Below are 14,575 nucleotides of genomic sequence, written 5' to 3'. Positions count from 1 at the left end.
GAGTTCGTTACAAATGAGTAACGAAATAGTTACAATAAGGTTAAGAGAGGTGGTGCATTTGTAATGGATAACGCAATTATGAATACAGAGCTCGCTACATTTGCAGGAGGCTGTTTCTGGTGTATGGTGCAGCCGTTCGACACGCTCCCCGGGATTATCTCTGTCATTTCCGGGTATACAGGCGGCCATACCTTAAATCCGACCTACCAAGAGGTCGGTACGGAAACGACAGGTCATGCCGAAGCTGTTCAAATTACATTTCAGCCGGAATTGTTTCCTTATGAGCGACTGCTTGACATCTATTGGCAGCTGATTGATCCCACTGATCGTGGCGGACAATTCGGAGACCGAGGCTTATCGTACCGAACCGCGATATTCGTACATAATGAGGAACAGCGCAAGAAGGCTGAAGCCTCTAAGCAAGCGCTGCAGAAGAGCAAACGATTCAAGAAGCCGATTGTGACCGAGATCGTACCCGCGGTGGAGTTCTTTCCAGCAGAGGATGAGCATCAGGATTACTACAATACACATCGAAGATCCTACAATTTGTATCATGATGGCAGCGGACGAGAAGAATTCTACGAACGAAGCTGGAATTCGAAGAAAGACAAGGATCAATTGCGTCAGAAATTAACGGAGCTGCAATATCGCGTTACACAGAATAGGGAGACAGAGCCTGCATTTCAGAACGAATATTGGAATAACGAACGTGAAGGACTTTATGTCGATGTCGTTAACGGCGATCCGTTGTTCAGCTCCAAGGACAAGTACGATGCGGGAACCGGCTGGCCGACCTTCTCGAAGCCCATCGAAGAGGGCTGGATTCGGAAAGAATCCGATCTAAGCAATGGTCAGGTACGAACAGCGCTGCGCAGTCTAATATCCAAATCGCATCTGGGTCACCTGGTCCAAGATCGCAACAAGACGCAATACCGCGTCAATTCTGCTTCTTTGCTCTTTATTCCGGTAGAGCAATTGGAGAGGGAAGGGTACGGCCGCTATATGCGGTTTTTTGACGCCTGGATCGATTAGATCCAGGCGTCGTCGTTTTACTTTTCGACTTATGACGCATTAAATCGCATCAGAGGTATGGAACACTTGGCTTTGCTCGCCATTATGGAGCACGGCCGATTTGGCCGGGATAACCAGCTCGTAGAGCGGTTTGATAGTCTTCCCAAACGGAACAACAGGAATATATAGGTATAAACAAATTTGACATAATATCATCTTCTGGATAGACATACGAATACATTATGCGACATTAACAATATGGATGGAGGTCATCCAATATGCAACAACCTCAAATATGGCACTATGGCCTTGTCGCCCGGGCGCATGCCGAATTGTGGACGCAAGATGGTCCGGAAACCGCGTACTACAAGAAGCTGATCGAGACGTCCGGACAACCGGCGCTTGACCTTGGCTGCGGTGGCGGACGCTTGCTGCTTCGCTTCTTGCAGGCTGGTCTGGACGTGGATGGCTGCGACTATTCGGAAGATATGCTTGCAGTCTCCAAGGAGCGATCAGCGAAAGAAGGCTTTTCGCCCCGGCTCTATGCACAGGCAATGCATGAACTGGATCTGCCCAGACGCTACATGACGATCGTTGCATGCGGTGTGATTGGTCTCGGTGGAGAGCATCGTCTAACTATGCAAGCTATGCAGCGCTGCTACGAGCATCTGCGTCCAGGCGGCACGTTCGCATTCAACTATACGGTGCGATGGAACGATCCGCCCGCTTGGCTGGCTAGGCTGCCCCAGTACAGGCAGGCTGAACCCGAGGAATGGCCTGCATCCAGTGAGCGCCAGCACCTAGTCGACGGAATGGAGCTGGAATTAGCTGCACGGACGCTTAAGACAGATCCTTTGGAGAACGTCGCCACCCGTCAGATGCGAGCCCGGCTGTGGCACGAAGGAGTTCTTATCAAGGAGGAAGTTCACACGCAAAGAGCGGAAGACTTTACGAAGAACGAGCTGGTGCTGATGCTTGAGCGCGCAGGCTTCAACGACATACAGATCTTCGGAGATTTCAGCGACGAACCGGCTACCGCAGACCACCATGAACTTATCTTTATATGCCGGAAGTAAATCGCGTCCCAAGATGTTAGTAGGTTAGAACCTAAGAAGGGCCTACGGGAGTTACGGGAGTTACGGGAGTTACAGGAATTACGGGAGTTACGGGCTTGACCGGGGCAACAGGTATGGCTCCGACCACATCAACAGCCCTTCCGATGGTGAGGGGGTCCGTCTGCCAATGTGCTCGTATCGAACGGCGCGCCTTACGTGCTAGCCCCCGCAACCATATCTTGGACCAGTACAATGATCGGAAATCCCATTGCGCGTGATAATGCGCTGAGTCTATTCGCGACCCCCAACACCTCGCAGAGCGCTGCATTTGCCGTTTTTGTCAATACAGCCATTTAATATCGCAGCATTTAAATTTCGAAGAAACGGGATACGATCGCGCAAGAACAACAATAGGCTGCCGGCATCGGCAGCCTATTTGGTGTTTCTCGTTCAGCTCAACAAGCTCTCAACCAGCTCACAGCCAGCCAATCAATACGTCTTCACATCATCCATTCCAATCGAACTGCTGCCCGTGCCGCCTGAGCCTTGGTTAATATAGAAGTTGAGCTCAGCGACGGAGGAGAGGTCGACTATCCCGTTGCCGCCGCTGTACCAGCCCGGATGCTGGAAGCTGGTGAATGGCAGCTGCAATGAGGCAGCCGTCGTGCCTGACATGGTGTAATACGTCTCCCATGTCTCACCATTCGTCTCCTTGAACTGAATCGTCAGCGTACGGTTCGATCCGTCCGGCTTCACCCACAGCTGAAGTCCGTTCGCGGCGCTCCAATTGGCCGTGCCCAGTGTCCGCGTAACGCCCGCATAGTTAGGCGAGGCAGAGATCGTATACGCCGCCTTCATGCTATAGGTTCCGGCATCCTTGGTCGCGCTGTCCCGAGTTACGGTAAAAGCGCCACCGCTGGCATTCCGCACATAAGCGGCTTGAAGCGCGCTGTCCGAACTGTACGTATCGAAATTATCGATCGTTATTGGGCCTCCCGCAGCGGAAGTCGTGAAGGAAATGCCCGCGTTGGAGGAAATTGTCGTTCCGCTGCCGTTCTGCGCCGCCACTTTCCAATAGTAGGTTTTGCTATTCGCCAGCTGGATGCCTGACGTATACGATGTTCCCGTCAAGCCGCTTGCCGACACGACAGGACTGCTGTAGCTTGAATTATCAGCTACGGTGAGCGTATAGGACGCTGCATTGGAGGAAGCCCCCCAGCTGAAAGTCGGCTGCGTACCGACATTCGCAGCTCCTGATGCCGGCGCGCTCTGGGAGAAGCTGCCCGGAGCAGGGAGCGTCGTGCCGGAAATTGCGTACACATTGGAATAAGCGCCGGTCACTCCGCTCAAATTATGTCCCTTGACCCGGTACCAGACCGCCGTGCCGCTGGCGATGCCGGAATCCGTCCAAGGCGTCGAATTATCGGTTGCGCATTGATTGCAGATGACAGTCCAAGGTCCGCTGGCGCCTGCCGTGGAACGCTCGACGGTATAGGTTGCTGAAGGAACCGCGCCGCGCCACTTCAGCACATTCAATCCGCCGCTTACCGAAGCTCCAGTAATGAGCGGTGCACCTGGTATGCCGTGAGCCGGAACCGCAATGCCGCGCATTGCATAGGCATGCGTCCGCATCTGCTGTGTTTTCGTCGACATTGCGGCATTGTCGCCCGGATAGTGAATCGTGTAACCATCGTTATGCTGGACGTAGCCGTAATCGTCGCTGTGGCCGAACAGCGCCCAAGGCGCATCTCCGGCAATGACAGGGTTGCTTTCGATGGCGCTGTAGAAGCTCGCGAGCGTACCGTAGCCTTCCTCGTTCCATGCGTACTCGCCGACGTACATGACTTTGCCGGCATTCGCGACCTTCGTCGCTTGCGTGTTAAGCTGCGAGACGGACAGCCCCTTGCAGCAGCTGCCGATGGCAGGCCATTTGTAGAAATGATCGGAGTAGATATCGATGCTGGAGATAGAAAGGTGGGTGTCTTCGACGCCATAGTTGCCGTCCATGATCAGATGGTTGGCATCGAGGCTTTTTAAGTAGTTCGCAATTTCTTGCGTCCAGGCAAGCTCTGCGGGCTTGTTATCATACCAGAGCAGCTCGTTGCCTGTTTCCCAGGCCATAATGGTCGGGTCGTCTTTATATTTGACTCCGGTATACGTATTCGTCCGATTCAAGAGCACGCTGAGATGCTGCTTGAACGCATCAATAATTTCTCGTTTGTTGAAAAATTCGTAGCCCGAGTAAGGCTGACCATCATCCGGATAGCCGAACCAGTTGACGGTCCATGTTTTCTTGCCGCCATGATAGTAGCTGTACTGATCAATGAGAGGCAGAATGAGTCGAATGCCGTGATCGCCGGCTGATTTGATGGCGTAGTCGAGTTTCTTGAAGGCTTCTTCGTTGTAGTTGCCGAGCGTGGGCATGATGCATTTGGCACAGCCAAACGAGATGGCTGCGTGCGAACGAATGACGTTGAAGCCCATTTCCTTGGCAGTATCAAAGACATCGTCGACGCGGAAGGAAGTAGGGTTGTCGATCGTACCCGGCGGAACATTCTCGTCGACGCCGAGCCAGTAAATATTCGCGGACCCGAAACGGAACGGCTGTCCATTCAAGAGCAGCTGGCTGCCGGAGCGCGTGACGAAGCCGGTAACGGAAGCCTGCGCAGGTGCAGGCGCAAGAAGCGCGAGCAGGGTGGAAAACAAAAGCGCGAGTACTGCGATGAGCGATAAACCGCGCCGTGGAATTATCATAGACGTCCTCCTTTTATCCTTAGCGTTTGTGCGGAAATTAATCTCGGAACCGCTTTCACCTCCGTGCTAATTTTTATAGCCGCACCGCATTATTACCGTATACCTGAAGCCGTTTTTTTACATTGGACTAAAGTTAGATTTCTTATCTTCAATTCATAGATTCTAGCCCTGAACCTTTTCAAGATCATAAATATAAACAAGCCGGCTAGTTTTATAGCCGGCTTAGTTATGGAATATCTCAGATTCCGCACGAGCAATTCAATATCGGCTTCCGTGCCGCATTCGTCTCGTCGAGCCGGCGCACGACGGTGCCGTAGGGGGCGCCTGTGACGAGTTCGGGAGTCGTACGTGCTTCTTCGGCGATCTGAATCATCGTATCGATGAAGCGGTCGAGCGTCTCTTTGCTTTCGGTTTCGGTCGGCTCGATCATCATCGATTCCTCGACGTTGAGCGGAAAATAAATCGTCGGCGGGTGATAGCCGAAATCGAGCAGCCGCTTGGCGACGTCGAGCGTCCGGACGCCGTATGCCTTCAAGCCGCGTCCGGACATGACAAATTCATGCTTGCAGACGCCGGGGTACGGAATTTCGTAATGGGCTGAGAGGCGGTGCATCATGTAATTGGCATTCAGCACGGCGCATTCGGACACCTGACGCAGCCCTTCAGGTCCATAGGTACGGATATACGTGTAGGCTCGGACGAGTATGCCGAAGTTGCCGTAGAACGCTTTGACTCTGCCGATCGATTCCGGACGGTCATAGTCGAAATAGTAGGTCCCGTCGCTATGGATGCCAACGATCGGCTTAGGCAGATACGGGATCAGCATGCTTTTGACACCGACTGGCCCCGCGCCCGGACCGCCTCCGCCATGGGGAGTGCTCATCGTCTTGTGCAGATTCAAGTGCACGACGTCAAAGCCCATATCGCCGGGGCGGGTAATGCCCATAATGGCGTTGGAATTGGCTCCGTCGTAATATAGCAGCCCCCCGGCCTCGTGGACAATTTGCGCGATCTCCAGGATGTGCTCCTCGAAGAGGCCGAGCGTGCTCGGATTCGTCAGCATGAGCGCGGCGGTATCGCTGCCGACGGCTGCGCGCAAGGCATCCAGATCGACCATGCCGCTCGCATCCGACTGAATCGTTATCGTCTCGAACCCGGCGGTCGTCGCGCTTGCCGGGTTCGTGCCGTGCGAGGAGTCGGGAACGATCACCTTCGACCGCTTTTCGCCCCTGTTCTCGTGGTAGGCACGAATCATCATGAGTCCGGTCCATTCTCCATGCGCGCCGGCAGCGGGCTGAAGCGACACCTGATCCATGCCCGTTAATACGGCCAAATCGTTCTGCAGCGTATAAAGAAGCTCAAGAGCCCCCTGAATACTACCAGCCGGTTGATAGGGATGAATGTGGGCAAATCCGCTAAGCCTCGCCGTATCCTCATTAATCTTCGGATTGTATTTCATCGTGCACGAGCCGAGCGGGTAGAAACCGTTGTCGATGCCGAAGTTCCGCCTCGAAAGCGCCGTATAATGGCGAATGACATCGACCTCATACACTTCGGGCAGCTGAGCGGGCACTTGCCGGATCATCGATGCTGGAATGCAGACAGCAGCCTCTAGTTCAGGAACGTCGCAGGCAGGCAGCGAGTAGGCGATACGGCCCGGTTTGCTTAGTTCGAAAATAAGCGCTTTTTCCTCCGTGTTCATATCAATTCCCCCAATCTGCTTGCCAAATGATCGATTTCCTCGCGCTTCCGTTTCTCCGTGACGGCAACCAGCATATGACCTTCAAGCTCCGGATACGCCAGCCCGAGATCATAGCCGCCGAGGATGCCGTATGTTAGAAGCTGCCGGTTGATCTCACTCACAGATGGTCCTTCTTCAGGCAGCCGAATGACAAATTCATTGAAGAACGGAGCGGCAAAAGGAAGTGTGATCCCTTCGTGGAAGGCAAGCTGGCTATTGGCGTAATGCGCCTTCCGCAGATTCAGATTCGCTACGTCGATTAGGCCTTGCTTGCCCATTGTAGACAGGTAGATCGAAGCGCATAGGGCTAGCAGTGCCTGATTCGAGCAAATGTTGGAGGTCGCCTTCTCGCGGCGGATATGCTGCTCCCGCGCTTGCAGCGTCAGCACGAACCCGCGCTTGCCATCGATGTCCTTCGTCTGGCCGACGATTCGGCCGGGCATCCGGCGCATCAGCGGTTCGGCGACAGCGAAGAAGCCGCAGGTCGGTCCGCCGAGCGATTGCGGAATGCCTAGCGGCTGCGCATCGCCGACGACGATGTCGGCGCCGAGCTTGCCTGGCGCTTCGAGAAGTCCGAGCGAGATCGGATTGGCGCTGACGATGAACAGCCCTTTGACGCCATGGATGATCGGTTCGATCGCGGTCAGGTCTTCCAGGCAGCCGAAGAAGTTAGGGGATTGGACAAGCACAGCCGCAGTATCCGCGGTAACCGCTGCTCGCAGTGCCGCCAGATCGGTGACGCCGCTTGCGGAATAGCCTACCTCGACGATATCGAGGCCGAGTCCCCGCGCCATCGTTCGGACCGTTTCTCGAGCTTCCGGGTGAACCGTGCGCGAGACGACGAGCTCGCGCCGTTTGGTAGCTCCGGCTGCCAATGCGCCGGCTTCCGACAATGCCGTCACGCCGTCGTACATGCTGGCGTTTGCAACGGCCATGCCCGTCAATTCGCAAATATAGGATTGAAACTCGAAGATGGCTTGCAGTTCGCCTTGGCTTATTTCCGGCTGGTAAGGGGTATAGGCGGTATAAAACTCGGAGCGGGAGATCATGTGGTTGATGATTACCGGTATATGATGATCATAAATGCCAGCGCCGAGGAAACTGATGCAGCTAGCAGTATCCGTGTTGCGGCCGGCCAGTTCTTTCATATGGGCGAGCAGCGAAATTTCATCCAGGGCAGGGGACATCGGCAGAACGCCCCGATAACGGATCGCATCTGGAATATCGCGGAAGAGATCATCGGTCTGGGCTGCTCCGATCGCGGCCAGCATCTCGGATTTATCCCGCTCGGTCATCGGGATGTAGCGGTGCGGTCTCGTCATTATGCACGCTCCTTGCTCATCTTTTGTAAAAAGGGGTTTTGACGACTTCGGCCTTGAGCAGCTTGCCTCGGACCTCGACCCATACTTCGGTTCCAATCCCGGTGCAGCCAGTCTCGATAAGCGCAAGACCGAGGTTTCGCTTCAGCGTGGGGGATTGGGTGCCGGAAGTGACCTCACCGATCGGCGTGCCATCGGCAGTACAGACGGGATAGTGGCAGCGGGGGATGCCGCGGTCGATCATCTCGATGCCGACGAGTTTGCGGAGCACGCCGTCCGCCCTTTGCCGAACCAACGCGTCGCGGCCGATGAAGTTCCCTTTATCGAGCTTGACGAAAGGGCTCAGGCCTGCTTCGAGCGGCGAAATCCGATCGGACAGCTCTTGACCGTACAGCGGCAGCCTCGCCTCAAACCGAAGCGTATCGCGCGCGCCAAGACCGGCGGGCTGAAGACCGAATGCCTCGCCTGCAGCAAACAGCGACCGCCATACGTGCTGCGCCTGATTGGCAGACACATAGATTTCAAAGCCGTCTTCGCCGGTATATCCGGTACGGGAAACGAGAGATTGAACACCGCCGACCGAGACTGCGGCCTCGAAGCGGAAGGGAGCAAGCTTACCGCAGTCGAACTGCTCCGCGGCCAGCGCCATGATTGCGGCTGCAGATGGCCCTTGTAGCGCAAGCAGGGCAAGCTCGCTCGATTTATTTTCGAGCGTGACGTCGCCTATGAGATGCTCTCGCATCCATTCGAAATCGCGGTCGATATTGGCGGCATTGACGACAACCATGAATTGATCGGCCGTTATCCGGTACACGAGCAGGTCATCGACGACGCCTCCATCCGGATAACACATGAGCGTATACTGCGCCTGACCGTCAACCAGCTTCGAAACGTCGTTAGTGGTCACCAGCTGGAGAAAGGCTTCGGCGAAGCGGCCAGTAACGAAAAATTCACCCATATGCGAAACATCGAAGAGTCCGGCTTGCTGACGAACCGCATCATGCTCTTTTTGTATGCCGGAGAATTGAACAGGGAGCTCCCATCCGCCGAAGTCGATGCACCGCGCACCGGGATAATCGGCGTAGAGCGGATAAAGCGGCGTTCTCTTCAGATCGATCGCCATTTCGTTGCCCTCCTAGACGAGAATGCAATGCAAGACAATGCAAGACTAAGCCCAAACGCCATAAATTGAAATAAGACAGCAGCAAATAAGCTTGACGAACGCACAGCATGGCTGCGCTTGCCGTTCTCGCTCTTTGCTCTGTCCTTTGTACCTGAGAGTTACCCCGAACAAAGAAAGCACAAACCCCATACGTTCAGGTTTCCCCGTCGGTGACGCCGAGGGTCGGCAACCGACCTCGCGCGTGCTCTCCAGAGATGCGTCCGGTAAAGGTCCTTTTGCCTGAGAGATTCACTTCCTGAGAGGCTTACTCCTTCGGCGCCGCCGTTATTAGTGCCGCAGGCGGTCTCTCCCGTTACCATCATCCGCTTATTCAGTTCTCATATATGGCATTGGCATAATGCCTACCATCATACATTAAGATATACACCCCTATTAGAGAAGATGTCACTTTGAAAAAGTCGATTCCATTTCGGGAGGATGTTAAAGATGAGCTTGGTCAAGCCAGGATTAGGCTATACGGAGGATCATGAATGGGCGGAAGCGGGAAGCGGAGCCGTTAAAATTGGCATCACCGATTTCGCTCAATGTCAACTAGGCGATATCGTGTTTGTCGAGCTTCCCCAGATTGGCCAAGAGGTAGAAGCGGGACAGCCGATGGGTACCATTGAATCGGTAAAAACCGTTTCCGAGCTGTACAGCCCGGTGACGGGTAAAGTGACGAAGATTAACGAAACGCTGCTGGATGCGCCTGAGCTTGTCAATTCTGATCCGTATGGCGAAGGCTGGATCGTCGAAGTAGAGGTCGACGGTGATGCTGCCGATCTGGTGAACAGTTTGCTCAGTGCCGACCAGTATGAAGCCATTAATAAATAGCGGGCGTTTGCAGCATGATGCTGGTAATGAACGGTCGCCATGGCGTTTCTTGCATACAGGAAGACGATCTCCTGCGGAAAACATGGCGATTGACGAGGCGATCTCGATTGCACACAGTGAAGGCGCAGTAGCGCCGACAGTACGTTTTTACGGCTGGAACCCGGCTTCGCTGTCGATCGGCTACTTTCAGCATGCGGAGAAGGAAGTAGATTTCCGAGCGCTTCGCGAGCATGGTCTGGGGTTCGTCCGCCGATCAACGGGAGGACGAGCCGTCCTGCATGATCAGGAGCTGACATACAGCATCGTCGTCTCCGAAGGGTATCCGGGCATGCCGGCGAATCTCGCAGAAGCTTGCGCCGAGTTAAGCCGCGGCTTATTGATTGGCGTTCAGAGACTGGGATTGGATACGACTATGACAGGACAGATTGACGAAACGGAGGAGCAAAGCGGAAGCGAGCGCGTTTCCGAACGGAAGCCGCTTACCGCAGCCTGCTTTGACGCGCCGTCCAAGTACGAGCTGCTTGTCGACGGACGCAAAATCGCCGGCAGCGCGCAGATGCGAGGGAACGGCGTTATTATGCAGCACGGCTCGATTCTGCTCGAGCTGGATGACGAGAAGCTGTTCTCCGTCCTTCGATTCGGGGGTCCGGATATCAAGCAGCGGATGCGGAAGCTATTTGGACGTAAAGCTGCTTCGATTAACGATTGCCTGCGACGGAGGGAAATGCCGCCAGTGTCGGTGCAGCGTCTTGAACAAGTATTCCGTGACAGCTTCGCGGAAGGCCTTAACGTCGAGTTCATGGATGGGCAGCTAACCGAAGGCGAACTGGAGCTCGCGGCCAAACTCTCCAGAGAGAAGTATGGGGCGGATAATTGGAATTATCTCAGATAATGGTCACTAAACAAGACCATTGGTAGACAGGTCATTTGTCCCAAAGACTCGGAATAAAATGAAGCGAGAAGGAGGGAGATCGGATGAGAACGATGCCGCTTATCGGCATTACGGGCTATCATGTCTCCGGCGCGGAGGGAATAGGCGGGACATTCCGAGGCATGCCCGGACAAGGGTTTGGCGTGATCGGGCACGATTATATGCATGCCGTGCAGAAGGTCGGCGCGGCGCCGATTGGCATACCGGCTTGCGACCCTTCAGCTTGCGAGCGAATTGTCGAAGCGTTGGACGGCCTCATTCTGGCTGGCGGGGAGGATGTCGATCCGCAGCTGTACGGGGCGAATCCCGATCTGCGCTGCGGAATCCTTGCGCCCGAGCGGGATCGGTTCGAACTGCGATTGATAGAAGAGGCGCTTCGGCAGAAGAAGCCAATCCTGGCCATCTGCAGAGGGATGCAGCTCCTCAATGTGAGTTTCGGCGGAACGCTGTATGTGGACGTAGCGGATCACACGGTAGATGTGCTCGCCCATCAGTTCTCCCGAGCGCCTCGCTGGTACAAGGTGCACCGGGTGAGGCTGCTTGAGACGGGGATTCGGCGGCTATACGGAACGGAAGAAATCAGGGTAAACAGTTATCACCATCAAGCGGTTCGAGGACTCGGGAATGGACTTGTTGCGGCTGCAGTCGCTGAGGATGGTATTATCGAAGCGATCGTTCATCCCAGTCACCCGAACGTGCTCGCTGTGCAATGGCACCCTGAGATGATGGCCGTTCACGATGACGAAGGTCTAGTCCCGTTCCGCTGGCTGATCGATCAAATCAACGGAAGGAGCGGTAGCCGTGAACAGTGGGAACGAGGAGATGGATCCGAGCCAGGAACTGGATCTGGATATGGACAGATGGAACTGCCAATGGATTAACGGGGAGAAAGTGACAGAGGCACGGGACAGCTTGATTGTCTACAATCCCGCGACAGGCGAGGCGGTCGGCAGAGTGCCGAGAGGAAACGGCGAGGCTGCGGCTCGAGCCGTCGAAGCTGCGTCGCTTGCGCTGCCCGGCTGGGGTCGGCTGACTGCTGTGCAGAGGGCCTCATATCTAAACCAGTGGGCGGATCGGATTGAGCGGGAGCGCGATGACCTCGCGCGCTTAATCTCGCGGGAACAGGGGAAACCAGTCGAGGAAGCGGCGGGAGAGCTGGAAGGATCGGCGCAGTTTATCCGCTGGTATGCCGAGGAAGGCAAACGTAGCTACGGCGAGACGATACCCGGCTCCCGTCCTAATCAGCGCATTATGGTTTGGCGCCAGCCTGTCGGCGTCGTCGGCATGATTACACCATGGAATTTCCCCGCAGCGATGATCATCCGCAAAGCTGCCCCTGCGTTGGCAGCCGGCTGCACGATCGTGGTCAAGCCGGCGAGCCAGACGCCGCTTATTGCCGTCGCCTTATTACAGCTGCTGATGGATACCGGCATTCCGAGCGGCGTCGCGAATCTGGTGACCGGAAGCGCCGCAGCGATCAGCGACGTATTCTTATCAGATTCCCGTGTCCGCAAAATCTCCTTCACAGGTTCGACTGAAGTGGGGAAATCAATTATGATGCGGGCGGCGGGAGGGCTGAAACGGCTGTCGCTGGAGCTTGGCGGCATCGCGCCGGTCATCGTTTTCCCCGATGCAGACGTTGAGCTGGCAGCGAAGTCGATCGTAGGCAACAAGTTTGAAAATTGCGGGCAAGTGTGCAACGGCATCAATGTGATATATGCCCATGAGGCGATTCATAAAGAGCTAATTGAGCGGATCTCCTCGCTAGCCAGCATGCTTCGCGTCGGCCCTGGCGATGAGCCGAACGTCGACATCGGACCATTGATTGACGGGGAAGCGCTGCTTCGGGTTGATCGGCTCGTGGCAGACGCTGAGGCGAAGGGGGCGTCCATTCTGACCGGCGGGTACCGCCTGACGGAAGAGAAATATGCGCATGGTCATTTCTATGCACCGACTGTACTGACGGACGTGAATGAAGAGATGGACGTGATGAAGGAGGAAATTTTCGGACCGGTGGCGCCGATTGTGTCTTTCGCTTCGGAAGACGGGGTCATCGCCCGCTGCAATGCGACGCCCTACGGACTGGCGGCGTATGTGTTCACCCGCGAGGTGAGCCGTGTGTACCGGATGTGCGAGCAGCTCGAGTTCGGCATGATCGCCGTGAATGGAACCTCGCTCAGCGTCCCTCAAGCGCCGTTCGGCGGCATCAAGGAGAGCGGTACAGGACGGGAAGGCGGACATCACGGGCTGGACGATTTTCTGGAGTTGAAATATATCAATCTGAACCTGGAGGAGAAGGGAGGATGAACGATGGATGACAATCGGAAGAGGAACGAGCCCGAGTCCAGCTCTGAGTCCAGTTCCAGTTCCTGGTCAAGTGGACTAATATCCACAGCGGAGCTCGAAGAAGCGATGAAAGCCGGCGAGATCGACACGCTGATTCTCGCCTTTTGCGATATGCAGGGCCGGTTGATGGGAAAACGGCTGACCAGTGATTATTGTCTGCGCAGCGGGTTGACGAAAGGAACCCATTTCTGCGTCTATTTGCTCGGTACCGATATGGAGATGAATACACCTAGCGGTTATTCGCTGATGAACTGGGAAAGCGGCTATGGCGACTGGCTGGCTAAGCCGGATTGGAGTACACTGCGCGTCATTCCGTGGCAGGAGAGAACGGCGCTCGTGCTCTGCGATGTCGAGGAAGAGCATACAGGCAGCAGAATCGCCGTGTCTCCGAGGGAGATTTTACAACAGCAGCTTCGGCGGGCGGAACAGCTCTCCTTCCGCATCGTGACAGCGAGCGAGCTAGAGTTTTTTCTATTCCGGGATACATACGAGCAGCTCCATACAGATGGCTATCGCACCACGAAGATGAACGTCGCAGGGCATTACAACGAGGATTATAACTTGCTGCAGGGTACTCGGAACGAACCGCTGTACCGGCTCATTCGCAGCAGCATGAATGCGGCGGGCATTCCCATTGAGTCGACGAAAGGCGAAGCGGCCATCGGGCAGCATGAGATTAACATGCGTTTTGCGGATGCGCTGACCTCGGCTGATCGGCACGTCATCCTGAAGCATGGCATCAAGGAGATATGCATGCAGCAGAACTGCTCCGTTACGTTTATGGCGAAGCCTCATCACGGCTGGACTGGATCGAGCGGCCATATCCATATCAGCGTCTGGGATGAGAAAGGGGAACGCAATCTGTTCGACGATCCAGACCAGCAGCCGTACGGGATGTCGGAGAAGATGCGTTATTTTCTCGGCGGAATATTGGCCAGCACCCGTGACTTCTCGCTGTTCTTCGCCCCGACAGTCAACTCCTACAAACGGTTCGCGCCTGAGAGCTGGGCTCCGGTGAGCATCGTCTGGAGCCGAGATAACCGGACGAGCGGACTGCGCATTGTCGGCGAACGGCAAAGTCTGCGGATCGAAAGCCGTATTCCCGGTGCGGATATGAATCCGTATCTCGCCTATGCAGCCATGATCGCAGCAGGTTTGCATGGCATCGAGAATCGGATCGAACCGCCGCCGGAGTGGAAAGGAAACGCTTATGCGGCCGAGGGGCTTCCCCGTGTTCCGGCATCGCTGAATGAAGCGATGGCGGTATGGAAAGCAAGCCCGCTCGTGCGTTCGGCGTTCGGCGATGTAGTGACGGACCATTATTACAATATGGCCCGCGTGGAACAGCAAGCCTATGATGCATTCGTCACCGACTGGGAACGGATGCGGTATTTTGAACAAGGGTGATGGAGAGGAGATTGC

General features: G+C 55.4%; 11 protein-coding genes and 2 riboswitches. Of the genes, 7 read left to right on the top strand and 4 right to left on the bottom strand.

Going from position 1 to position 14,575, the window contains the following annotated elements; genetic code table 11:
- Nucleotides 1-63: 63 nt before the first annotated feature.
- Nucleotides 64-1,032, top strand: coding sequence for a peptide-methionine (S)-S-oxide reductase MsrA (gene msrA, locus A8990_RS05630; protein ID WP_245995855.1), 969 nt, complete (start codon nt 64-66; stop codon nt 1,030-1,032).
- A 257-nt stretch (nt 1,033-1,289) separates the two neighbouring features.
- A complete protein-coding gene (locus A8990_RS05625) occupies nt 1,290-2,087 on the top strand; it encodes a class I SAM-dependent methyltransferase (protein WP_116188037.1) in 798 nt (265 codons plus the stop codon).
- A gap of 468 nt (nt 2,088-2,555) precedes the next feature.
- Here the strand turns inward: A8990_RS05625 and A8990_RS05620 are convergent, their stop codons facing one another.
- The 4 genes from A8990_RS05620 to gcvT all read right to left on the bottom strand — a co-directional run bounded on the left by A8990_RS05620 (nt 2,556) and on the right by gcvT (nt 9,003).
- The gene (locus A8990_RS05620; protein WP_116188036.1) at nt 2,556-4,820 is read right to left on the bottom strand and encodes a cellulase family glycosylhydrolase; all 2,265 of its coding nucleotides are present in this window, start codon (nt 4,818-4,820) and stop codon (nt 2,556-2,558) included.
- Nucleotides 4,821-5,058: 238 nt separating this feature from the next.
- The gene (gcvPB, locus tag A8990_RS05615; RefSeq protein ID WP_116188035.1) at nt 5,059-6,522 is read right to left on the bottom strand and encodes an aminomethyl-transferring glycine dehydrogenase subunit GcvPB; all 1,464 of its coding nucleotides are present in this window, start codon (nt 6,520-6,522) and stop codon (nt 5,059-5,061) included.
- Nucleotides 6,519-7,883 carry an aminomethyl-transferring glycine dehydrogenase subunit GcvPA gene (gene gcvPA / locus A8990_RS05610; protein WP_116188034.1) on the bottom strand — a complete coding sequence of 455 codons (1,365 nt, stop codon included), beginning with the start codon at nt 7,881-7,883 and terminating at the stop codon, nt 6,519-6,521. Before gcvPA ends, gcvPB begins: the two co-directional genes overlap by 4 nt.
- 16 nt (nt 7,884-7,899) lie before the next feature.
- Nucleotides 7,900-9,003: a glycine cleavage system aminomethyltransferase GcvT gene (gene gcvT, locus A8990_RS05605; RefSeq protein ID WP_116188033.1), complete on the bottom strand. Its 1,104-nt coding sequence runs from the start codon at nt 9,001-9,003 to the stop codon at nt 7,900-7,902.
- A 136-nt stretch (nt 9,004-9,139) separates the two neighbouring features.
- A riboswitch (glycine riboswitch) is annotated at nt 9,140-9,257 on the bottom strand.
- 3 nt (nt 9,258-9,260) lie between these two features.
- Nucleotides 9,261-9,365: riboswitch (glycine riboswitch) on the bottom strand.
- Between the two features lie 124 nt (nt 9,366-9,489).
- Here gcvT and gcvH point away from each other — a divergent pair.
- The 5 genes from gcvH to A8990_RS05580 all read left to right on the top strand — a co-directional run bounded on the left by gcvH (nt 9,490) and on the right by A8990_RS05580 (nt 14,560).
- Nucleotides 9,490-9,876 (top strand): glycine cleavage system protein GcvH, encoded by a 387-nt coding sequence (gcvH, locus tag A8990_RS05600; RefSeq protein ID WP_116188032.1) that lies wholly within the window; start codon nt 9,490-9,492, stop codon nt 9,874-9,876.
- Nucleotides 9,857-10,768: a lipoate--protein ligase family protein gene (locus A8990_RS05595; RefSeq protein ID WP_116188031.1), complete on the top strand. Its 912-nt coding sequence runs from the start codon at nt 9,857-9,859 to the stop codon at nt 10,766-10,768. Before gcvH ends, A8990_RS05595 begins: the two co-directional genes overlap by 20 nt.
- A gap of 83 nt (nt 10,769-10,851) precedes the next feature.
- Nucleotides 10,852-11,688, top strand: coding sequence for a gamma-glutamyl-gamma-aminobutyrate hydrolase family protein (locus A8990_RS05590; protein ID WP_116188030.1), 837 nt, complete (start codon nt 10,852-10,854; stop codon nt 11,686-11,688).
- Nucleotides 11,660-13,114: an NAD-dependent succinate-semialdehyde dehydrogenase gene (locus tag A8990_RS05585; protein WP_116188029.1), complete on the top strand. Its 1,455-nt coding sequence runs from the start codon at nt 11,660-11,662 to the stop codon at nt 13,112-13,114. Before A8990_RS05590 ends, A8990_RS05585 begins: the two co-directional genes overlap by 29 nt.
- Nucleotides 13,115-13,117: 3 nt before the next feature.
- Nucleotides 13,118-14,560 (top strand): glutamine synthetase family protein, encoded by a 1,443-nt coding sequence (locus A8990_RS05580; RefSeq protein WP_116188028.1) that lies wholly within the window; start codon nt 13,118-13,120, stop codon nt 14,558-14,560.
- Nucleotides 14,561-14,575: the final 15 nt, after the last annotated feature.

It is taken from the genome of Paenibacillus taihuensis, assembly GCF_003386535.1.
GTDB classification, from domain to species: domain Bacteria; phylum Bacillota; class Bacilli; order Paenibacillales; family Paenibacillaceae; genus Paenibacillus_Z; species Paenibacillus_Z taihuensis.
This window is presented reverse-complemented; position numbering and strand designations above follow the sequence as displayed.

Excerpts from the sequence above, each read along its gene's own strand:
- msrA (WP_245995855.1), top strand. The coding sequence starts at position 64 with ATGGATAACGCAATTATGAATACAGAGCTCGCTACATTTGCAGGAGGC.
- A8990_RS05625 (WP_116188037.1), top strand. The coding sequence starts at position 1,290 with ATGCAACAACCTCAAATATGGCACTATGGCCTTGTCGCCCGGGCGCAT.
- A8990_RS05620 (WP_116188036.1), bottom strand. The coding sequence starts at position 4,820 with ATGATAATTCCACGGCGCGGTTTATCGCTCATCGCAGTACTCGCGCTT.
- gcvPB (WP_116188035.1), bottom strand. The coding sequence starts at position 6,522 with ATGAACACGGAGGAAAAAGCGCTTATTTTCGAACTAAGCAAACCGGGC.
- gcvPA (WP_116188034.1), bottom strand. The coding sequence starts at position 7,883 with ATGACGAGACCGCACCGCTACATCCCGATGACCGAGCGGGATAAATCC.
- gcvT (WP_116188033.1), bottom strand. The coding sequence starts at position 9,003 with ATGGCGATCGATCTGAAGAGAACGCCGCTTTATCCGCTCTACGCCGAT.
- gcvH (WP_116188032.1), top strand. The coding sequence starts at position 9,490 with ATGAGCTTGGTCAAGCCAGGATTAGGCTATACGGAGGATCATGAATGG.
- A8990_RS05595 (WP_116188031.1), top strand. The coding sequence starts at position 9,857 with ATGAAGCCATTAATAAATAGCGGGCGTTTGCAGCATGATGCTGGTAAT.
- A8990_RS05590 (WP_116188030.1), top strand. The coding sequence starts at position 10,852 with ATGAGAACGATGCCGCTTATCGGCATTACGGGCTATCATGTCTCCGGC.
- A8990_RS05585 (WP_116188029.1), top strand. The coding sequence starts at position 11,660 with ATGGACAGATGGAACTGCCAATGGATTAACGGGGAGAAAGTGACAGAG.
- A8990_RS05580 (WP_116188028.1), top strand. The coding sequence starts at position 13,118 with ATGGATGACAATCGGAAGAGGAACGAGCCCGAGTCCAGCTCTGAGTCC.